Here is a 19,742-nt window from a genome sequence, read left to right on the forward strand (position 1 = left end):
AGCGGCCCCGTGGCTACGCTCCCGCTCATGGCCGACTCCACTCCCCCCACACACACCTCCGCGCATCCCCCACCCGACCGCCCCGTCTACGTCATCGGCGGCGGCCCCGGCGGACTCTCCGCCGCGTACGCGCTGCGGGCCCGGGGCATACGCGCCGTCGTCCTGGAGAAGTCCGACCACGTCGGGTCGTCCTGGCGCGGCCACTACGACCGGCTGCACCTGCACACCACCCGCCGCCTGTCGTCCCTTCCCGGGCTGCCGATGCCGCGGCGGTTCGGACGGTGGGTGTCCCGGGACGACGTGGTGCGGTACCTGGAGAAGTACGCCGAGCACCACCGGCTCGAAATCGTCACCGGTGTCGAGGTGTCCCGTATCGAGCACGCTCCCGACGGCACGGGCTGGCTGCTGCACGCCACCGGCGGCCGTGAGCTGACCGGCGCGGCCGTCGTCGTCGCCACCGGCTACAACCACACGCCCCGCGTGCCGGACTGGCCCGGCCGCGACACCTACACCGGCGAGTTCCTGCACGCCTCCGCCTACCGCAACGCCGAGCCCTTCGCCGGCCGCGAGGTCCTCGTCGTGGGCGCCGGCAACACCGGCGCCGAGATCGCCGTGGACCTGGCGGACGGGGGCGCCCGGGTACGGCTGTCCGTCCGCACCGTCCCGCACATCGTGCGCCGTTCGACCGCGGGCTGGGCCGCGCAGTACTCCGGCGTCATGGCACGGCACCTGCCGGTCGGTCTCGTCGACCGGATGGCCCGGCAGATGGGCAGACTGAGCGTGCCCGACCTGTCCGCCCACGGCCTGCCGCGCCCCGGCACCGGTCTCTACACCCGGGTCACCGAGGGCGCCGTCCCCGTCCAGGACGTCGGCCTGATCGACGCCGTACGCAAGGGCAGGGTGGAGGTCGTGGCGGCCGTGGAGGGCTTCGAGGACGGCAAGGTCGTGCTCGCCGACGGCACCCGCCTCTCCCCGGACGCCGTCGTCGCGGCCACCGGCTACACCCGGGCCCTGGAGGGCCTCGTCGGCCACCTCGACGTGCTCGACGCCCGCGGGCGGCCCGTCGTCCAGGGCCCCCGCAGCCCGCGGACCGCCCCCGGCCTGTACTTCACCGGCTTCACCAACCCGATCAGCGGCATGCTCCGCGAGATGGCGATCGACGCGGTGAGGATCGCGAAGGCCGTCGCACGGGACGGTTCGGGGAGCGTGTCGCGGTTGCCGGGCTAGGCAGTGTTTGAGATGTGCAGTCCCAGTCCGCTCAGGCCGCTGGCTGCCTATTCTTGTGGCCATGACTGCCCAGCCTCCGGAGCCCTCTCCGCGCCTTGCACCATCAGGAGAGCTCCGCGCCTCTCACGACGACCGGGAAGCAGTGGTGGAGCAGCTGCGCGATGCGGCAGCCGAGGGGCGAATCGATCTCGATGAGCTGGATTCGCGCCTGGAGCAGGCGCTGACGTCCAAGACGTATGCCGAGCTGGCCGTCCTGACCGCCGACTTACCGAGGCTGAATTCCGCCGAGAGCCGGCCGCCGCTGGTGCTCAAGGGCGGCTTGTATGGCGCGTCTCGAGGCCCCGGGCGCTGGGAGGTTCCCGGGCACGTGATCGCTCGCGGAGGCGTGGGGGGTGTGAAAATTGACTTCACCCGGGCCGAGTGCCGCCTCACGGAGGTCGCAGTGGAGGCGTACGGGGAGGCAGCTGGTGTCACGATCGTCGTTCCAGACGGCTGGGCCGTAGACACCAGCGGCATGGATCCCGGCGTTGGCGGCCTGACGGACAAGACCACTCCCGACCGGCTCCCGGGAACTCCCCTGATCCGGCTCACTGGTTCCGGCGGCATGGCGGGAGTAGTCATCCGCCATCCCAGCCGCCGGGAACGGCGCAAGCTGGACAGCAACCCGACGCAGGGCTAGGACGCGTGCAGGCAAAATGCCCGCCACCAAGCCTTCTGCAACACCTTTGGTCAGTCCGGCCGCGCACCCGGCGTCCCGTGCCGTCACGTCCGTTCCTCCCACCGGCCCGGAGGGTGACCGGGAAGCGTCAGGTCGGCGGCCAAGCCGTAGTGGTCGCTCGCGTAGACGCCGTTCACCGGTCGCACCAGGACTCGCCTGCATGAGGAGACGTGCAGGGTGGGGCCGTGGGGACCGCACCCGAGCAGGATGTAGTCGATACGGCGATCCGAGGCCTCGGGCATGTCACCCCGCCGTACGAGCGGGTTGGCAGGGCTGAAGGTGGGGCCCGGTTCGCCGGGGTGCACCGCCGACCAGGCGTCCTGGAAGCAGACGCTCATGCCGTCGAGCGACTGGAGCCCCTGGAGGAACCGCAGGCTGGCAGCCTCGGGGGTCGCGTCGAAGTCGCCGAGCAGGACGGTGTGGCGCACGGGGCGCTCGGCGGCGACGCTCTCCACGAGCCGGGCGGTGACGAGCGCCTGCAACTCCCGTTCGTACTCGTGGTCGTAGGGCCAGCTCGGCTTGTGGTGCACGACGCGGACCGTGCCGAGGGGTTCTGGGAACCGGACTTCGGCGGCGACGACTCCGCACCAGCTCGTGCGCTCCGTGCGCTCGGTCACCTGGAGCGTGTCCGTCACGGTGTACCCGAAGGGGCGTCGGGCGGCCAGTACGGCCCCCACGCCGTCGGAGGACCAGCGAGGGTGCGGAACGACGTGCCAGCCGTCGTCGACGAGGGCTGCCACGTCCTCCCGGGTGACTTCCTGGAGCGCGAGTACGTCCGGGTCCTGATGCCGGATCTCCCGTGCCAGGACCGCCCTCCTGCTCGCACCGTCGGCGTACTGCGGTGCCAGCACGTTCATGGTCATCAACCGCATACGGGGTCTCGCCTCGCTCTCACTGTCGCTCCCGGCTCCCCCTCAGGGAAACTTCGCTCGCCCACAACCATTCCTGACATCACGTCAGTTCGGATAATCTGACACAGCGTCAGTTAGCGGCTGTCTCACAGGAGCGGGCGGAGCGATGCTTGGATCGACCCACGGCACCCTTACCACCGACTCCCGCCGGGCCCGGGCCATCGCCTGTGGCGAACGGTCCGGGCCCGTCGTGCACGGCAGGCCGGCCGAGCTGGGAGACCTCGACGTCAGCGGGCGTCCGCTGCACGCCGACGTACCCGATCTGGACCGTTTCTTCCGCCCGCAGTCCGTCGCCGTGATCGGCGCGTCCGATGCCGAAGGACGCCCCAACACCGGTGTCACGCGGCAACTGGCCGACTGGGCCGAGCGGGTCGGGGCACGGTTGTATCCGGTGCATCCGAGCAGGCAGTCCGTCTTCGGCGTGCCCTGCTGCCCTTCCGTCTCCGACCTGCCCGAGCAGGTCGACCTGGCCGTGGTGCTGGTCGGCGCCCCCCTCCCGGTGGTCGAGGAACTGGCCGAGGCCAAGGCACGGTTCGCGGTCGTCTTCGCCTCCGGGTTCGCGGAGACCGGGCCGGAGGGCGAGGCCGCCCAGCGGCGACTGGCCGCCGCCGTCGAGCGGTCCGGGATGCGACTGCTGGGCCCCAACACCAACCTCAACGCCTTCGAGCGGTTCCGCGACGACCTGGAGGGGCCGGCGATCGCGTTGATCACCCAGTCCGGCCACCAGGGCCGCCCCGTCTTCGCCCTCCAGGAGCTCGGCATCCGCCTCTCCCACTGGGCGCCCACCGGCAACGAGGCCGACCTGGAGACCGCCGACTTCCTCTCCTACTTCGCCGAGCAACCCGAGGTCGGCGCCATCGCCTGCTACCTGGAGGGGCTGAAGGACGGCCGCTCCTTCCTGCTCGCCGCCGACCGGGCCGCCCGGCGCGGCGTGCCGGTCGTCGCGGTCAAAGTGGGCCGCACCGAGACCGGCGCCCGCACGGCCGCCTCCCACACCGGCAAGCTGACCGGCGCGGACGCGGTGGTGGACGCGGCCCTACGGCAGTACGGCGTGATCAGGGTCGACGGCCTGGACGAACTCCAGGACACGGCGACCCTGTTGGCCCGGGCCCGCCCGCCGCGCGCCGACGGGGTCGTCGTCTACTCGATCTCCGGCGGCACGGGCGCGCACGTCGCCGACCTGGCGACGGAGGCGAGCCTGCGGCTGCCGGTGCTGTCGGAAGCCAGGCAGGCCGAGCTGCACCAGTGGATCCCCGAGTACCTGAGCGTCGCCAACCCCGTCGACAACGGCGGTCACCCGGTCGGTGACTGGCGCGGCCGGAAGATCATCGACGCGATCCTCGACGACCCCGAGGTGGGCGTGCTCGTCTGCCCGATCACCGGGCCGTTCCCCCCGCTCAGCGACCGGCTCGTACGGGACCTGGTGGAGGCGGCGGAGCAGACGGACAAGCTGGTGTGCGTGGTCTGGGGCTCGCCGGTCGGCACCGAGCCGGCCTACCGCGAGGTCCTGCTCGGCTCCTCCCGCGTCGCCACCTTCCGCACGGTCGGCAACTGCCTCACCGCCGTCCGCGCCTACCTCGGCCACCACCGTTTCACGACCGGCTACCGCTCCCCCTTCGACGACGCCCCGCGCACCCCCTCGCCCTCCTACCGCAAGGCCCAGGCGCTCATGCGGCCCGGCGAGCAGCTCAGCGAGCACGCGGCGAAGCAGCTGCTGCGGGCGTACGGCATCCGCGTGCCGCGCGAGCAGTTGGTGACCAGCGCGGCGGCGGCCGTACGGGCGGCGGGGCTGGTGGGCTACCCGGTGGTGATGAAGGCCTCCGGCGCCCGCATCGCCCACAAGACCGAACTGGGCCTCGTCAAGACCGGGCTCACCTCGGCGAGCCAGGTCCGCGACGCCTACCGGGAGCTGACCGACATCGCCCGCTACGAGGATGTCCCGCTGGACGGCGTACTGGTCTGCCAGATGGTCGAGCAGGGCGTCGAGATGGTCGTCGGAGTCGCGCACGACGACCTGTTCGGGCCGACCGTGACCGTCGGGCTCGGCGGCGTGCTCGTGGAGGTCCTGCGCGACACCGCCGTAGGGGTGCCGCCGTTCGGTGAGGACCAGGCGCGGGACATGCTCGCCGGGCTGCGCGGGCGGGCGCTGCTCGACGGGGTCCGGGGCCGGCCGCCGGCGGACCTGGACGCCCTCGTCGAGGTCGTCCTGCGCGTGCAGCGCATGGCACTGGAACTCGGGGACCAGCTCGCGGAGTTGGACATCAACCCGCTCATGGTCCTGCCCCAGGGCCAGGGCGCGGTGGCACTCGACGCGCTGGCGGTGTGCAGCGCATGACGGAACCCGCCGTTCTGCACACGACGGGCGACCACGTCCTGTCCGTCACCCTCAACCGGCCCGAGACCCTCAACGCCCTCACGCCCGGCGATCGGGACGAGGTCGTGCGGCTGCTGGCGGAGGCGTCCGCGTCGCCGGAGGTACGAGCGGTCGTCCTCACGGGAACGGGCCGCGGCTTCTGTGCCGGCGCGGATCTCCGCGGCACCGCGGCCACGACCGGCGAACGCGTCGCCGGAGATGTGGCACGCACCCTCCGCACCGGCGCCCAGCGCCTGATCGCCGCCGTCCTGGACTGCGAGAAGCCGGTGATCGCGGCGGTCAACGGCACGGCGGCGGGCCTCGGCGCGCATCTGGCGTTCGCCTGCGACCTGGTCCTCGCGGCCGAATCGGCCCGCTTCATCGAGGTGTTCGTACGCCGCGGACTGGTCCCCGACGGCGGCGGCGCCTACCTCCTCCCCCGCCTCATCGGCCCGCAGCGCGCCAAGGAGCTGATGTTCTTCGGCGACGCGCTCACGGCGACCGACGCGGAGCGGATGGGGCTGGTCAACCGGGTCGTCCCGGACGGGGACCTGGACAAGACGGCCCGCGCGTGGGCCGAACGCCTCGCCACCGGCCCGACCCGCGCCCTCGCCCTGACCAAGCAGCTCGTCAACGCCTCCCTCGACGCCGACCGCGCCACCGCCTTCGCCGCGGAGGCCGCCGCGCAGGAGATCAACATGACGACGGCGGACGCGCGGGAGGGCGTACGGAGCTTCGTGGAGCGGCGCGGCGCGGTATATGAGGGCCACTGACACTTCCTATCTGACGTTCCGTCAGTTTCAATGACGATTGTGATGGGACAAGCAGGAATGGCAGAAGCCGCCGTCCGCTACCTCAGGTCGGTCCGCGCACCCGCTCCGGAGCCCGTCGAAGCGCTGCCGCGCCCCGAGTTGCGGTGCGTCGGCGCGGACGAGCGCGCTCCGCTGGATCCGGCGGAGTTCCGCCGCGTCCTCGGAAACTTCGCGACGGGCGTGGCAGTGATCACGTCACCACCCACCAGCACCGCCGACTCCCCCGCCGGCTTCGCCTGCCAGTCCTTCACGTCCCTCTCCCTCGACCCGCCGCTGGTCGCCTTCATGGTGGGCCGTACGTCGACGACGTGGCCACGGATCGCGAGGGCGGGGGTGTTCTGCGTGAACGTCCTGGCCGCCCACCAGGCCGAGCTGTGCCGCGCCTTCGCGGTGAGCGGGGCGGACAAGTTCGCGGGTGTGGCGTACGACGCGGCGCCGGTGTCCGGCTCGCCGCGCCTGTCGGGTGCCGTCGCCTGGATCGACTGCGCGATCCACGCCGTCCACACCGGCGGCGACCACCTCATCGTGGTGGGCCGGGTGGACGCCCTCGGCACGGCCGCCGACGATCCGGATCCGGAGGGACCGCTGCTCTTCCACCGGGGGCGCTTCGCGCGGCTGTCGGGCTGATCGAACCGGTACGGATCAGGCGACGGCCAGCCGCCACAGTGACGTGACCTCGGCGGCCCGTACGGCGTGCAGCGGATCGTCCGTGTCCCGCACGCGCGGGTGACGCGGCCGGGTGTCCAGACGGTCGACCACCCGCAGCCCGGCCCCCTCCACGGCGGCCGTCAGCTCCTCCCGGCTGCGCATCCCGAGGCGCTCGGCCAGGTCGGACAGCACGAGCCAGCCCTCGCCGCCCGGCTCCAGCCGGCCGGCGAGCCCGTCGAGGAACCCGTGGAGCATGCCGCCGCCCTCGTCGTAGACGCCGAGGTCCAGGTCGGAGGCGGGACGGGCGGGGAGCCAGGGCGGGTTGCACACCACGAGACCGGCGCGCCCCTCGGGATACAGCTCCGGGCCGGTGACGCGGACCGCCCGCTCGACCCCCAACCGCCGTACGTTGTCCCTCGCACACTCCCGCGCCCGCGCGCTGACGTCCGTGGCCACCACCTGCCCGACACCGCGCCGGGCGAGCACGGCGGCGAGCACACCGGTGCCCGTGCCCAGGTCGAACGCCGTCCGCACACCGCCACCCGGCAGCGGTGCCAGCGCGACTAGATCGACGTACTCGCCCCTCGTCGGCGCGAACACCCCGTAGTGCGGATGGACCCGCGCCCCCAGCGCCGGAACGTACACACCCTTCTCCCGCCACTGCCGGGCACTGATCACACCCAGCAGTTCGGTGAGGGCGACGGCCATGGGCCCGCCGGACGGCCCGTACGCCTCGGTACACGCCAGTCGCACGTCAGGCGCCCGGCGCAGATCCAGTACGTGCTCCTCGTCCAACAACACGAGCAGCTTGCCGAGCACGCGGGCACGGTGAGCACGGAACCGGCGGTACAGCCGGAAGGTCTCGGCCGGCGTGCCCGCCGCTCCCGGCGTGGTCCGGCCGACACGGCGGTCCATCGCGCGCAACAACTGGCGCGCGTTCTGAAAGTCCCCGCGCCACAACAACGCGGTGCCCTCGCAGGCCAGCCGGTAGGCGACGGCGGCCTTCATCCGGTCGTCGGCGACGACGACCCGCCGGGGCAGGGGCAGTCCGGACTCAGAATGCCAGCGGGCGGAACGGGGCTGAGCATCGATCCAGTGAATCGTGGACACGGCAAACTCCTCGGAAGGCCGAACGCGAACGAACCTGCGACGTCACGACGACCACGTCACCGAGGACCATGCCGAGTGTCATCAACCGGGCCTTTCCGAGTGGTGAAGAAGCAACCAGGTCAAGGATAGGCCGCCCGGGCATCCCAGTCCTCGACTCCACGCCACCCGCCCCACCGAACGCTCGAACCCACGAGTCGGGGAAATCAGCCGTTCGGCAGGACGAACTCGGGCTGGTCGAGCAAGCGCAGCCAGCTTCCGTCAGGCTGGCGCCGGACCACCTGCGCCCGGGCGCCGGCACCGTCCTTCGGCGGGGTCGAGGTGAGGGCGATGTCGCCGCTGACCAGCGTCGGCAGCGGTTGTTCCGGCTCGAAGCGGGGACGGTCGGCCAGCACCTTTTCCCACAGCGCTCGGATCGCCTCGCGGCCCACCGTCCGCTCGCCGGGCGGGTAGGCCAGCACCGCGTCCTCCTCGTACAGCGCGGCGACCCCGGCCGCGTCACCGGCGTTGGAGCGTTCGACGAACAAGCGGGTGATGTCTTCGGGCCGCACGGCCTTCTCGTACTCCGGCACGGGTACCTCCTGACGTCGGGCTTCAGCGCTTTCCAGCCTGGTCACCCGTCGACCAGAAGTCCAACAGATGGTTCTTCTGGAAACTAGAATCGCCAGTCATGGAAATGAGGCAGCTGGAGTACTTCGTCGCGGTCGCGGAAGAACAGAACTTCACGCGGGCGGCGGAGCGGGTCCACATCAGCCAGTCCGGCGTCAGCGCCCAGATCCGCCAGCTGGAACGCGAACTCGGCGCCGAGCTGTTCCACCGGTCAGCGCGCACCGCCACCCTCACCGTCGCGGGAAAGGCCGCGCTGGAACACGCCCGCGCCGCGCTCGCCGCGGCCGACGCGGTCGGCCAGGCGGTGGGTGAGGTCACCGACCTGATCCGCGGTCGGCTCACGGTCGGGATGGTCATCGGCTGCACCGTCACGCCGCTGTTCGACGCCCTCGCCGCATTCCACCGGGCCCATCCGGGTGTGGAGATCTCCCTGCTGGAGGACAACTCCGACCGGCTCGTCGAGGGCGTCCGTGCCGGCACCCTCGACCTGGCTCTCATCGGGACCGCAACCGCCACCCCCCAGGGGCTGGACGCGCTGACCATCACCAGCGAGCGGATCGTCGCGGCAGTTCCGGCCGGGCACCCCCTGGCGAAGCGGCGGCGGGTCACTCTGCGCGACCTGGCCGCCCACCCCATCGTGTGCATGCCGCCCGGTACCGGACTGCGCACGGTGTTCGACCATGCCTGCGCCGCACAGGGCCTCCACCCCGCGATCGCCCTGCAAGCCAGCTCCGCGGATGCCATTGCCGGCCTCGCCGCACGCGGGCTCGGCGTCGCCGTCCTCAGCGACTCGATGGCCGCGAACTACCGCGACCGGCTCACCGCCCGCGCCATCGACGACGTCGATACGCCGGCGTTGCTCGCCCTGGTCTGGAAGAGCCCGCACGGCCCCGCCCTGCGTGAGTTGCTCCTGCACAGCCGGCAAGCATTCACCAAGCCCGGCGCTACTCAGAACTCCTGATGAGTGCGAGCGACAACTGACCATGCAACATGCGACAACTGACCATTCAATAAAACGAGATGACGCTTCCGACTCGAAATGCACACGGATGGCCCAGGGCGTAGCTTGGATGAAGTGGGGGGGGAGCGTTGTGCGACTGGGGAATTTCTGGGGGAATCCGCACGGCGCAAATGAACCCGCAAATGAACTATTTCCAGGAGGGCCGCAACATGACAACAGTGATGGCAACGACAGAAGCTTCTGTGTTCGTTGACTGGACGTCGCGCGAAGGCACCGTGAAGGCGGTCGGGAAGCTGGGCGGCCGCACAGCAACGGTCGTAGGCCCCTCGGGCGGCATAAACGAAGTGAACACCAACGGGGAGTACCCCTACTTCGCCGACCCGTCCGTCTTCACCCCTCCGCTGCCCGCCTCGGACACGGTAGGACTCGTAAGCAAGCCCGACGACAGCCAGTTCACAGTCGACTTCGGCGCCCCGGTACAGGATGCCGTCTTCCACATAGGATCCCTCGCCTCGATCATGACGTTCGAGGACGCGACTGTCACCCAGCTCAGCGGCGACCAGAATTTCAAGGTCGAGCACAACGGCAACACATACGAAGTCAAGGGCCTGCCGAAGGACGGCGCACCCACCGACTCCAACGGCACCATTCGCATCAGCAAGCCCGCGCCCTTCAAGTCGGTCACGTTCAAACTGAGACTGAACTTCTCGTCGCCGGGCGGAGAGGAAGGCGTATATCTCCAGATCGGCAGGACAGTAAGGTTCGTCGACTGGACGTCGCGCGAAGGCACCGTGAAGGCGGTCGGGAAGCTGGGCGGCCGCACAGCAACGGTCGTAGGCCCCTCGGGCGGCATAAACGAAGTGAACACCAACGGGGAGTACCCCTACTTCGCCGACCCGTCCGTCTTCACCCCTCCGCTGCCCGCCTCGGACACGGTAGGACTCGTAAGCAAGCCCGACGACAGCCAGTTCACAGTCGACTTCGGCGCCCCGGTACAGGATGCCGTCTTCCACATAGGATCCCTCGCCTCGATCATGACGTTCGAGGACGCGACTGTCACCCAGCTCAGCGGCGACCAGAATTTCAAGGTCGAGCACAACGGCAACACATACGAAGTCAAGGGCCTGCCGAAGGACGGCGCACCCACCGACTCCAACGGCACCATTCGCATCAGCAAGCCCGCGCCCTTCAAGTCGGTCACGTTCAAGCTGAGGCTGAACTTCTCGTCGCCGGGCGGAGAGGAAGGCGTATATCTCCAGATCGGCCGTTAGCCTCGACCGTTCATGAGTCCCCGTCAGTTCTACTGGCGGGGACTCCATATACCCAGAACCTGACCCGTTCTCAGGCCGCGGTCGCCACTCCCACCGGCCGTCGCCGGATCACCAGTGCCATCAGCGCCGCCACCGCGCACAGCGCCCCCGACGCGTACCAGACCACGTCGTACGAGCCGAAGGTGTCGCGGGCGACGCCGCCGAGGAAGGCGACCAGGGCGGCGCCGACCTGGTGGGAGGCGAGGACCCAGCCGAAGACGATCGCGCTGTCCTCGCCGTACTGCTCGCGGCACAGGGCGAGGGTGGGCGGGACGGTGGCGACCCAGTCGAGGCCGTAGAAGACGATGAAGAAGATCATCGGGGGCTGGACGCTGGGTGTGACCAGGAGCAGGGGGAGGAAGAGGAGGGAGACGCCCCGCAGGGAGTAGTAGACGGCGAGCAGGCGCCGGGCTTCGAAGCGGTCGGTGAACCAGCCGGAGGCGATCGTGCCGACGACGTCGAAGACGCCGATGACCGCGAGCAGCGAGGCGGCGGTCGTCAGGGGCATGCCGTGGGCGTGGGCGGCGGGCACGAAGTGGGTCTGGATCAGGCCGTTGGTCGAGGCGCCGCAGATCGCGAAGGTGCCGGCGAGCAGCCAGAACGGGCCGGTGCGCGCGGCCGAGAACAGGACGGTCACGGCCCGGCGGGCGGCGCCGGGGACCGGTGCCGGCTTCGGTACGAACTCGGTCGCGCCGTACGGCTTCAGGCCCACGTCCGCGGGGTGGTCGCGCAGCAGGAGCCAGACGAACGGGACGACCGCGAGGGCGGCGAGCGCGACCGTCACGGCCGCCGGGCGCCAGTCGTGCCGCTCGACGATCCAGGACAGCAGGGGCAGGAAGATCAGCTGGCCGGAGGCGGACGCGGCGGTGAGGATGCCGGTGACCAGGCCGCGCCGCTCGGTGAACCAGCGGTTGGTGACGGTCGCCGCGAACGCCAGCGCCATGGAGCCGGAGCCGAGCCCGACCAGCAGGCCCCAGCACAGCATCAGTTGCCAGGCCGCCGTCATCCACACCGTGAGGCCCGAGCCGAGCGCGATGACCGTCAGGGCGACCGCGACGACCCGGCGGATGCCGAAGCGGTCCATCAGGGCCGCCGCGAACGGGGCCGTCAGACCGTACAGCGCGAGATTGACCGAGACCGCGGCGCTGATCGTGCCGCGCGACCAGTCGAACTCGTCGTGCAACGGGTCGATGAGCAGGCCGGGTACGGAACGGAAGGCGGCCGCGCCGATGATCGTCACGAAGGTGACGGCGGCGACGAACCAGGCCCGGTGCACACGTACACGGCGGCCGCGGCCCGCCTTCGTCGGCTGCGGCACGACTGCTGCGGCTTCGCTTGTCTGGGTCACGACACAGAGCTTCCGGCCTGCGGCGACTTTCATCGAGTGGCCCGGAGGACAGCATTCGCTAGGATCGGGCCATGACACCGGCCAGCCACTCCGCTCCGGACCCGTCCCCGGCCACCGGCTTCCGCCCCCACCGCGTCGTCGTCCTCGCCCTCGACGGGCTGCTCCCCTTCGAACTGGGCATCCCGCACCGCATCTTCGGCCGCCCCAAGGACGCCCTGGGACGGCATCTGTACGAGGTCGTGACCTGCTCGGTCCGCCCGCCCGGCCCGGTGGAGACGGACGCCGACTTCGCCATCCACGTCACGCACGGCCCGGAGGCCCTGGCCGACGCCGACACGGTGATCATCCCGGCGTCGTACGAACTCGGCCCCGTCCACGCCGAGGGCGTGCTGACCGAGGAACTGGCCGCGGCCCTCGCCCGCCTCCGGCCCGGCACCCGGCTGGCCTCCATCTGCACCGGCGTCTACGTCCTCGCCGCCGCGGGCCTCCTCGACGGCCGCCCCGCCACCACCCACTGGGCCGACGCCGCGCGCCTCCAGCGGCTCTTCCCCAAGGTCCGGGTCGACCCCGACGTGCTGTTCATCGACGACGGCGACGTACTGACCTCCGCGGGCGTCGCCGCGGGCATCGACCTGTGCCTGCACATGGTGCGCCGCGACCACGGCGCCGCCGTCGCCAACGACGTGGCCCGCCGCACGGTCGTACCGCCGCACCGCGACGGCGGTCAGGCTCAGTACATCGAGCGGCCGGTGCCCGATCCGCAGCAGGCCTCCACCACCACCGCCCGCGCCTGGGCCCTGGGCCGTCTCCACGAGCCGATCCAGTTGCGCGACATGGCCGCCCATGAGTCCATGTCGGTCCGCACGTTCACCCGCCGCTTCCGCGAGGAGACCGGCGTCAGCCCCGGCCAGTGGCTCACCCAGCAGCGCGTGGAACGGGCCCGGCACCTGCTGGAGACCACCGACCGCACCGTCGACCAGGTGGCCCGCGACGCGGGCTTCGGCACGGCCCAGTCGATGCGCCAGCACCTCCAGGCGGCGCTCGGCGTCACGCCCACCGCCTACCGGCGGACCTTCCGAACCGAAAAGACCGGAAAACACCAGGAAGAACCGGAAAGGACGGAACGGGGCCGAGCCGCGGCCGTCAGAACGTGAGCACCCCGCGCGCCACCCGCCCCGCCTCCGTGTCCGCCGCCGCCTTCTCGAAGTCCTCGACCGGGTAGGTCCGGGTGACGAGTTCGTCGAGCAGCAGCCGGCCCTGGCGGTACAGGTCCGCGTAGAGGGCGATGTCCCGCTGGGGGCGGGAAGAGCCGTAGCGGCAGCCCAGGATGGACTTGTCGAGGTACATCGACGAGACGCGGAAGGACGCCTCGGCCGTGGCCGGCGGCACCCCGAGGAGGATCGCCTGGCCGTGCCGGTCCAGTGCGTCGATCGCCTGGCGGATCAGCTCCACACGGCCGACGCACTCGAAGGCGTGGTCCGCGCCCGTGGGCAGGACGTCCCGCACGCCCTCCGTCGAGGTGAGGAAGTGGGTCGCGCCGAAGCGGCGTGCCACCTCCTCCTTCGCCGGGTTGGCGTCGACGGCCACGATCCGCAGGGCACCCGCGAGCCGCGCCCCCTGCAACACGTTCAGGCCGATGCCGCCCGTCCCGATCACCAGGACGCTGTCGCCGCGGTCCACCCGCGCCCGGTTCAGCACGGCGCCCACCCCGGTCAGCACCCCGCACCCGATGAGCGCCGCCGACGGCATGGGGATGTCCCCGGGGATCCGGACCGCCTGTACGGCCTTCACGACCGTGGCCTCCGCGAACGCCGAGTTCGCGGCGAACTGGTGGACCGGCAGGCCGGCGTGACGGAACGGCCGCCCCGGACGCCCGATGGCCTGCCGGCACATGGTCGGGCGCCCCCGGTCGCACTCGGCGCACGTACCGCAGTTCGCGAGCGTGGACAGGGACACGTGGTCCCCGGGCGCGACATGGGTGACGCCCTCCCCCACCGCCTCCACCACACCCGCTCCCTCGTGTCCCAGCACCACGGGAACCGGGAAGGGTATGGTCCCGTCCACCACCGACAGATCGCTGTGGCACAGCCCCGCCGCCGAGATCGCGACGCGCACCTCACCCGGCCCCGGCTCCCGCACCTCCAGGTCCGTGACGACCCGGACCTGCTTCCCGTCGAAGATCACGCCTCGCATCACGCGGCTCCCTTGGGCTCCCTGGGCAGGCCGAGCACCCGCTCGGCGATGATCGTGCGCTGGATCTGGTCCGAGCCGCCGTAGATGGTGTCGGCCCGCGAGAAGAGGAAGAGGTGCTGTGCCGCGTCCAGCTCGTACGGCGACGAGAGCGACCAGTCCGCCGGACCGACGCTCGCCGCCGCGCCCCGCACCAGCACCGCCAGCTCCCCGAGCCGCTGGTGCCAGCCGGCCCACAGCAGTTTCGCCACGCTCGGGGCCCCCGCGTCGCCCGAACCGCCCAGGGTGCGCAGGGCGTTCCAGCGCATGGTGCGCAGCTCGGCCCACTGCCGGACGAGCCGTTCCCGTACGCCGGGATCCCCCACCGCACCCGATTCCACGGCCGCCCGCACCACACGATCCAGCTCCTCGGCGAACCCGATCTGCTGCGCCAGCGTGGACACGCCCCGCTCGAACCCGAGGAGGCTCATGGCGACGCGCCAGCCGTTGCCCTCGCCACCGACGACGTGCTCCGCGTGCGCTCCGTCGAAGAAGACCTCGTTGAAGTCGCTGGTGCCCGTCATCTGCCGGATGGGACGCACCTCGATCCGGCCCGGCTGGTCCATGGGGACGAGGAGGAAGGACAGTCCGTGGTGCCGCCGCGACCCGGGCTCGGTGCGGGCGAGGACGAAGCACCAGTCGGCCTCGTGCCCGAGTGACGTCCAGATCTTCTGCCCGGTGACGCGGTAGGTACGGCCGTCCGCCTCGCGCACGGCCGCGGTACGGACACCGGCCAGGTCCGAGCCGGCGCCGGGTTCGCTGTAGCCCTGGCACCAGAGTTCCTCGCCGGCGGCGATCGGGGGCAGGAAGCGGGACTTCTGCTCCTCTGTGCCGTGGGCGATGAGCGTGGGGGCCAGGAGGTTCTCACCGATGTGGCCGGAGCGCGGGGGCGCGGCCGACCGGGCGTACTCCTCGGCCCAGGCGACCTGCTGGGTGAGCGTGGCGGTGCGATTGCCGTACCCGCCCGCACCCCACCCGATCCCGACCCACCCGGCTGCGCCGAGCGTGCGCTCCCAGGAGCGGCGGTCGCTTGCGCCCTTGGCATGCGCGGCGAGCCAGTCCCTGACCTCGCCCCGGAAGTCCTCGTCTTCTCGCGCGAACCCGAAATCCACGATTGCCGCCTTGGTTCGATGACTGGGCTTGAGATGAGGCACCCAAGGGGCGCGGGGAACTGCGCGAGAAACCACAACGCACCCGCAGCCGCCACACCACACACACCCCCGAGCTACTGGGCGTTCGGCCGCTCCTCCTCCCGAGCAGCCCGCTCCATCTCCCGCACCCGCTCAAGCATCGGCATCGGATCCACCCCCACCGACCCGGGCAGAAACTCCGCGATCCTCTCCACGGACCACCCGTCGGAGGCATACGCCGCACGCAACTCCCTCGGCTGCGCCCACACCGCGATCTTCGCCCCGGCGACCGTGTACACCTGCCCGGTGATCCCCTGCCGGGAGGCCTCGTCGGACAGCAGATACACCACCAGCGCGGCGACATCCTCCGGCTCCCCGATCTCCGCCAGTTCCATAGGAACCCCCGCGGACATCCGCGTCCGCGCGACCGGCGCCACCGCGTTCGCGGTCACCCCGTACTTGTGCAGCCCCAGCGCGGCACTCCGCACGAGCGAGATGATCCCGCCCTTGGCCGCGCTGTAGTTGGCCTGCGAAACCGACCCCTGGTGGTTGCCGCTGGTGAAGCCGATCAGGGTGCCGGCGCGCTGCTCGCGCATCACCGCCGAGGCGGCCCGGAACACCGTGAACGTGCCCTTCAGGTGCGTCGCGACGACCGGGTCCCACTCCTCCTCGGTCATGTTGAACAGCATCCGTTCCCGGAGGATCCCCGCCACGCAGACCACCCCGTCGAGCCGCCCGTACGACGACAGGGCCACGTCGACGACCCGCTGCCCGCCCGCCATCGTGGAGATGTCGTCGGCCACGGCGACCGCCTCCCCGCCCGCCGCCTCGATCTCCTTGACCACGGCCTCGGCGACCTCACTCGTCGGAGAGGCGCCGTCGACCGCCACGCCGTAGTCGTTGACGACGACCTTCGCCCCCTCGGCCGCCGCCGCGAGCGCGACCGCCCGGCCGATGCCCCGCCCGGCGCCCGTGACGGCGACGACCTTGCCTGCCAAGAAGTTCCCCACGTCCGGCCCCTTCCCGTCCCACGGTTTCTGACGGACCGTTAGATTTCGCGGACTCCAGATTCTACGACCCGTCAGATACGGGAACACAAGCCCCGGGGAGGACTCATGTCGCTGCCGGACGCGTTCCACGACATCGCCAAGCGCGTGAACAACTGGGGGCGTTGGGGAGCCGCCGACGAGCTCGGCACGCTGAACCTGATCACCGACGAGGTCGTCCGCGAGGCCGCGGCGACGGTCCGCACCGGTCGCCGGATCCCGCTCGCCCTCCCCCTCCGGCGCGACGGCGTCCAGACGGGGATGATCCCGGGGCGGATCGACCCGCTGCACGTCATGGTGCAGATCAACCAGGAGCTCTTCGGCCCGGGCACCGTCGCGTGCAGCGACGACGCCGTGACCATGGGGCTCCAGGCGGCCACCCACTGGGACGCGCTGCCCCACGTGTCGCACTCGGGCAGGCTCTACAACGGCCGCCCGGCACACTCCATCACCCCGCACGGCGGCGCGGAGTTCAGCGGCATCGACAAGGTCCGGCACCTCGTCTCGCGCGGAGTGCTGCTCGACGTCGCCCGGGCCCGGGGCACGGACCGGCTCGACGGCGGGTACGCCGTCACGCCCGAGGACCTGGACGCGGCCGAGGAACTGGCCGGAACGCGCGTGCGCTCCGGCGACGTCGTGCTCGTGCGGACCGGGCAGGTCCAGCTCTGCCTGGCCGGGGACCGGCACGGGTACGCGTATCCGTCGCCGGGGCTGTCGATCCGGACGCCGGAGTGGTTCCACGCCCGCGATGTCGCGGCGGTCGCCAACGACACCCTCACCTTCGAGGTGTTCCCGCCCGAGGTGGAGGACCTGTGGCTGCCGGTGCACGCACTGCACCTCGTGGAGATGGGGATGCCGCAGGGCCAGAACTGGGATCTCGAAAAGTTGTCCACAGCCTGTGGAGAAACAGGCCGCTACGCGTTCCTGCTGGCGGCGACACCCGAGCCGTTCACGGGAGCGACCGGCTCTCCGGTGGCCCCGGTCGCCGTCCTCTAGGCCGGCACCGCCTGGCCAGGCACACCGGGACGGCATGCCTGGCCGCCCCCCTCAAGCCGCCGGCCAGGCCACCGCCCCACCGCCTGAAGCTGGATGGCGGCGCCGCGCTGCTCGCCCCGAGCACGGCAGCGCGCGCCGCCACCCGACTCCGGCGCTCCCGCCCCGGCTCCCATGGCCCTGAAAGGGAGCCGACGCCGAATCACGACTCACACTCGCCGAGGGCCGCCGTCGTCGCAGCCCTCGCCGTCCCCTCACGGCGAATCGCTGCTCACAAGCGTGAGCAAACGGTCACGAGGCGTCAACACCCATTCGGAGATTTGTTGCTTATGCGGCCTTTGCCTTGGGCGCGCACGGAAGCACATCCCGGCGCATCGCCGCATGCCATGAGGGAAACGGCGGAGCCGCCGTGCGACCGTGCCCCGGCTTCGCCGCAACACCGCGCGGCATGTGCCGCCGTACATCACACCTCGTCGACCACGCGCCCGGCGGTCACGGACAGGGCGTCCCGAGCAACCCGGCCCTGGGCCGCTTCACACCGCCTCGTACGCCAGCCCTTCGAAGGCCGCCCCGCCGCCGCACACCACCGCGCCGCCTCCGCACGCCGCCGTGACCTCGGAGGACTTCTCACACCGGTCCAGTTCGCACCAGATGCGCTTGCCGGTGCTCTCGACGCTCCAGCCCCAGCGGTCGGCGAGGCCGTCGACGAGGGCGAGGCCCCGGCCACCGGTCGCGTCGTCCTCCGCGCACCGGGGCACGGGGGCCCGGCCGCTGCGATCGGCGACCTCGAGACGGACGGTGACCTCCTCCGTCACCGCGTGCGGCAGGGACAGCCGCAGCACGGCGGGCCGGCCGGTGTGCACCACGGCGTTGGTGACCAGCTCGGACACGAGCAGGATCAGGGTCTCGGCGAGCGGCTCGTCGGCCTGTATGCCCGCCCCGGCCAGGCGGGAGCGGGCCCACCGCCGGGCCCGCCCCACTTCTGCGGGGTCGGGCCGGATCTCCAGCTGCACTTGAAGCACCTGCACCGCTCACACCATCCGAACCGGCGGACACTTAGGCTCGCGCCTCACGAAGGCCACGATCGTAGCCATTTTCTGCATGGCCAGAACAACGGCCGGGACAGGGATCACGGAACGTGAATCCCTTGTGGGACAGCATGGTTGACGTACAGTCACCCCAACAAGCGCTTCGGGCATATTCCAGCGCGAAGGAGTACCCGTGCGGCATACTGTGCGACGCTCGCTACGGGGAGTCGAACAGGCGGCGCCACCGGGTCGCACTGCGCTCTGAGCCACTCGCATCTCACACAAGGTACCGGAGCGGGCCGTCGACTCCGGGCCGTAACGAGCCGCACGGAGGACACGAGCGGATATCAACGCTCCGTGATCACCGGATGCCACGATCCGCGACACCCTCACGGGCATATTCGGCGACACCGCAGCCAGACGGCCCGTCAGGCCGTTCCGGCCAGCAGAGCGGCCGCCAGAGTTTCCTCACTCTCCGTGATTCCGCCCGCACGTTGGGTTCGAACCCATGCACGTTTCAGATGCAGATGGACCTCGGACTCCCAGGTGAAGCCCATGCCGCCGTGCACCTGGAGACAGTCGCGGGCACCGCGCACGGCGGCCTCGTCGGCGAGCAGGCGGGCGACGGCGATGTCGACCGGGTCGGCGGTGACGGCTGCCGCGTACACCGCCGCGCGGGCCGTTTCCGACCGGACCAGCATCCCGGCGCACAGATGTGCCACCGCCTGGAAGGCCCCGACGGGCCGGCCGAACTGCTCGCGCGCCCGGGCGTGTTGCACCGCCAGTTCGCAGACGCGGGCGGCCGTGCCGAGCTGCTCGGCGGCACTGAGGAGGACGGCGGCGGCATCCGGGTCCGCCGCCGCACCGCCGGGCACGCGGTGCAGCGGCGTCAGCGGGTCGAGGGAGCGCATCGGCACGGCTCCGGCGGTGTCGCCGCGTACGACGTCGGCCTCCGCCGGCCACTCCACGAGCCCGCCGTCCACGGCCGAGACGACCGTCTCCCCGGTGGCGGCTCCCGGCACCGCACCGGCCGCGAGATGGGTGGCGATCAACGGCCCGGGCAGCAGCGCCCGCCCCGCCTCCTCGAACACCAGCACCGCCTCCGGCAGTCCGGCTCCCACCCCTCCCTGCGCCTCCGGCAGCCGCAACGCGAAGAACCCGGCCTCCCCCAGCGCCCGCCACAACGCCCGGTCGAGCCGCCCGGGGCTCTCCACGGCCCTCCGCAGCGCCTCACCGTCGAAGCGCCGGGCGAGCAGCCGCCGCGTCCCGTCCCGCAACGCCCGCTGGTCGTCCGTCAACCGGAAGCGCACGG

18 protein-coding genes are annotated in these 19,742 nt (G+C 71.5%); 9 read left to right on the top strand and 9 right to left on the bottom strand.

The window, feature by feature from the left end; all coding sequences use genetic code 11:
- Positions 1 to 27: 27 nt before the first annotated feature.
- Together ABFX81_RS24825 and ABFX81_RS24830 are read left to right on the top strand one after the other, a co-directional pair.
- Positions 28 to 1,227 carry an NAD(P)-binding domain-containing protein gene (locus ABFX81_RS24825; protein ID WP_086854258.1) on the top strand — a complete coding sequence of 400 codons (1,200 nt, stop codon included), beginning with the start codon at positions 28 to 30 and terminating at the stop codon, positions 1,225 to 1,227.
- Between the two features lie 61 nt (positions 1,228 to 1,288).
- Positions 1,289 to 1,906 carry a DUF1707 domain-containing protein gene (locus ABFX81_RS24830; protein WP_086854259.1) on the top strand — a complete coding sequence of 206 codons (618 nt, stop codon included), beginning with the start codon at positions 1,289 to 1,291 and terminating at the stop codon, positions 1,904 to 1,906.
- A gap of 83 nt (positions 1,907 to 1,989) precedes the next feature.
- On the opposite strand, the gene ABFX81_RS24835 is transcribed toward ABFX81_RS24830, so the two are convergent.
- A complete protein-coding gene (locus ABFX81_RS24835; RefSeq protein ID WP_346138681.1) occupies positions 1,990 to 2,808 on the bottom strand; it encodes an endonuclease/exonuclease/phosphatase family protein in 819 nt (272 codons plus the stop codon).
- A 154-nt stretch (positions 2,809 to 2,962) separates the two neighbouring features.
- On the opposite strand from ABFX81_RS24835, the gene ABFX81_RS24840 reads away from it, so the two are divergent.
- From ABFX81_RS24840 to ABFX81_RS24850, 3 genes are read left to right on the top strand one after another with little or no spacing between them, the layout of a single operon-like run.
- Positions 2,963 to 5,191, top strand: coding sequence for an acetate--CoA ligase family protein (locus tag ABFX81_RS24840; protein WP_086854261.1), 2,229 nt, complete (start codon positions 2,963 to 2,965; stop codon positions 5,189 to 5,191).
- Positions 5,188 to 5,982, top strand: coding sequence for an enoyl-CoA hydratase-related protein (locus tag ABFX81_RS24845; protein ID WP_086854262.1), 795 nt, complete (start codon positions 5,188 to 5,190; stop codon positions 5,980 to 5,982). Before ABFX81_RS24840 ends, ABFX81_RS24845 begins: the two co-directional genes overlap by 4 nt.
- Positions 5,983 to 6,039: 57 nt before the next feature.
- Complete coding sequence (locus ABFX81_RS24850) at positions 6,040 to 6,648, top strand: flavin reductase (protein WP_086854263.1); 609 nt, start codon at positions 6,040 to 6,042, stop codon at positions 6,646 to 6,648.
- Positions 6,649 to 6,663: 15 nt separating this feature from the next.
- Here the strand turns inward: ABFX81_RS24850 and ABFX81_RS24855 are convergent, their stop codons facing one another.
- Positions 6,664 to 7,779: a methyltransferase gene (locus ABFX81_RS24855; RefSeq protein WP_086854264.1), complete on the bottom strand. Its 1,116-nt coding sequence runs from the start codon at positions 7,777 to 7,779 to the stop codon at positions 6,664 to 6,666.
- A gap of 203 nt (positions 7,780 to 7,982) precedes the next feature.
- On the bottom strand, positions 7,983 to 8,348 hold the full coding sequence (locus tag ABFX81_RS24860; protein WP_086854265.1) for a nuclear transport factor 2 family protein: 366 nt from the start codon (positions 8,346 to 8,348) through the stop codon (positions 7,983 to 7,985).
- Between the two features lie 98 nt (positions 8,349 to 8,446).
- Between ABFX81_RS24860 and ABFX81_RS24865 the strand changes: the two genes are divergently transcribed.
- A complete protein-coding gene (locus tag ABFX81_RS24865; protein ID WP_086854266.1) occupies positions 8,447 to 9,346 on the top strand; it encodes a LysR substrate-binding domain-containing protein in 900 nt (299 codons plus the stop codon).
- A gap of 182 nt (positions 9,347 to 9,528) precedes the next feature.
- Positions 9,529 to 10,617: a hypothetical protein gene (locus tag ABFX81_RS24870; RefSeq protein ID WP_346138682.1), complete on the top strand. Its 1,089-nt coding sequence runs from the start codon at positions 9,529 to 9,531 to the stop codon at positions 10,615 to 10,617.
- 70 nt (positions 10,618 to 10,687) lie between these two features.
- Here ABFX81_RS24870 and ABFX81_RS24875 read toward each other — a convergent pair whose 3' ends face one another.
- Positions 10,688 to 12,004 carry an MFS transporter gene (locus ABFX81_RS24875; RefSeq protein ID WP_086850214.1) on the bottom strand — a complete coding sequence of 439 codons (1,317 nt, stop codon included), beginning with the start codon at positions 12,002 to 12,004 and terminating at the stop codon, positions 10,688 to 10,690.
- A 71-nt stretch (positions 12,005 to 12,075) separates the two neighbouring features.
- Here ABFX81_RS24875 and ABFX81_RS24880 point away from each other — a divergent pair, with 71 nt between their 5' ends.
- Entirely contained in the window at positions 12,076 to 13,158 is a 1,083-nt protein-coding gene (locus tag ABFX81_RS24880) for a GlxA family transcriptional regulator (RefSeq protein WP_346138683.1), read from the top strand.
- Here ABFX81_RS24880 and ABFX81_RS24885 read toward each other — a convergent pair.
- The 3 genes from ABFX81_RS24885 to ABFX81_RS24895 all read right to left on the bottom strand — a co-directional run bounded on the left by ABFX81_RS24885 (position 13,148) and on the right by ABFX81_RS24895 (position 16,373).
- A complete protein-coding gene (locus tag ABFX81_RS24885; protein WP_086850216.1) occupies positions 13,148 to 14,197 on the bottom strand; it encodes an alcohol dehydrogenase catalytic domain-containing protein in 1,050 nt (349 codons plus the stop codon). The genes ABFX81_RS24880 and ABFX81_RS24885 overlap by 11 nt on opposite strands.
- The gene (locus ABFX81_RS24890; protein ID WP_086850218.1) at positions 14,197 to 15,345 is read right to left on the bottom strand and encodes an acyl-CoA dehydrogenase family protein; all 1,149 of its coding nucleotides are present in this window, start codon (positions 15,343 to 15,345) and stop codon (positions 14,197 to 14,199) included. Before ABFX81_RS24890 ends, ABFX81_RS24885 begins: the two co-directional genes overlap by 1 nt.
- 113 nt (positions 15,346 to 15,458) lie before the next feature.
- A complete protein-coding gene (locus ABFX81_RS24895) occupies positions 15,459 to 16,373 on the bottom strand; it encodes an SDR family oxidoreductase (protein ID WP_086850220.1) in 915 nt (304 codons plus the stop codon).
- 105 nt (positions 16,374 to 16,478) lie between these two features.
- Here ABFX81_RS24895 and ABFX81_RS24900 point away from each other — a divergent pair, with 105 nt between their 5' ends.
- Complete coding sequence (locus tag ABFX81_RS24900) at positions 16,479 to 17,405, top strand: cyclase family protein (protein WP_086850222.1); 927 nt, start codon at positions 16,479 to 16,481, stop codon at positions 17,403 to 17,405.
- 530 nt (positions 17,406 to 17,935) lie between these two features.
- On the opposite strand, the gene ABFX81_RS24905 is transcribed toward ABFX81_RS24900, so the two are convergent.
- Positions 17,936 to 18,415, bottom strand: coding sequence for an ATP-binding protein (locus ABFX81_RS24905; protein ID WP_346138754.1), 480 nt, complete (start codon positions 18,413 to 18,415; stop codon positions 17,936 to 17,938).
- 443 nt (positions 18,416 to 18,858) lie between these two features.
- A complete protein-coding gene (locus ABFX81_RS24910; protein WP_346138684.1) occupies positions 18,859 to 19,740 on the bottom strand; it encodes an acyl-CoA dehydrogenase family protein in 882 nt (293 codons plus the stop codon).
- Positions 19,741 to 19,742 lie beyond the last annotated feature (2 nt).

It is taken from the genome of Streptomyces coeruleofuscus, from assembly GCF_039532725.1.
Taxonomy (GTDB): domain Bacteria; phylum Actinomycetota; class Actinomycetes; order Streptomycetales; family Streptomycetaceae; genus Streptomyces; species Streptomyces coeruleofuscus.

What these genes read in the sequence shown, in the direction of transcription:
- ABFX81_RS24825 (WP_086854258.1), top strand. Translation starts at nt 28, where the DNA reads ATGGCCGACTCCACTCCCCCCACACACACCTCCGCGCATCCCCCACCC.
- ABFX81_RS24830 (WP_086854259.1), top strand. Translation starts at nt 1,289, where the DNA reads ATGACTGCCCAGCCTCCGGAGCCCTCTCCGCGCCTTGCACCATCAGGA.
- ABFX81_RS24835 (WP_346138681.1), bottom strand. Translation starts at nt 2,808, where the DNA reads ATGACCATGAACGTGCTGGCACCGCAGTACGCCGACGGTGCGAGCAGG.
- ABFX81_RS24840 (WP_086854261.1), top strand. Translation starts at nt 2,963, where the DNA reads ATGCTTGGATCGACCCACGGCACCCTTACCACCGACTCCCGCCGGGCC.
- ABFX81_RS24845 (WP_086854262.1), top strand. Translation starts at nt 5,188, where the DNA reads ATGACGGAACCCGCCGTTCTGCACACGACGGGCGACCACGTCCTGTCC.
- ABFX81_RS24850 (WP_086854263.1), top strand. Translation starts at nt 6,040, where the DNA reads ATGGCAGAAGCCGCCGTCCGCTACCTCAGGTCGGTCCGCGCACCCGCT.
- ABFX81_RS24865 (WP_086854266.1), top strand. Translation starts at nt 8,447, where the DNA reads ATGGAAATGAGGCAGCTGGAGTACTTCGTCGCGGTCGCGGAAGAACAG.
- ABFX81_RS24870 (WP_346138682.1), top strand. Translation starts at nt 9,529, where the DNA reads ATGAACTATTTCCAGGAGGGCCGCAACATGACAACAGTGATGGCAACG.
- ABFX81_RS24880 (WP_346138683.1), top strand. Translation starts at nt 12,076, where the DNA reads ATGACACCGGCCAGCCACTCCGCTCCGGACCCGTCCCCGGCCACCGGC.
- ABFX81_RS24885 (WP_086850216.1), bottom strand. Translation starts at nt 14,197, where the DNA reads ATGCGAGGCGTGATCTTCGACGGGAAGCAGGTCCGGGTCGTCACGGAC.
- ABFX81_RS24900 (WP_086850222.1), top strand. Translation starts at nt 16,479, where the DNA reads ATGTCGCTGCCGGACGCGTTCCACGACATCGCCAAGCGCGTGAACAAC.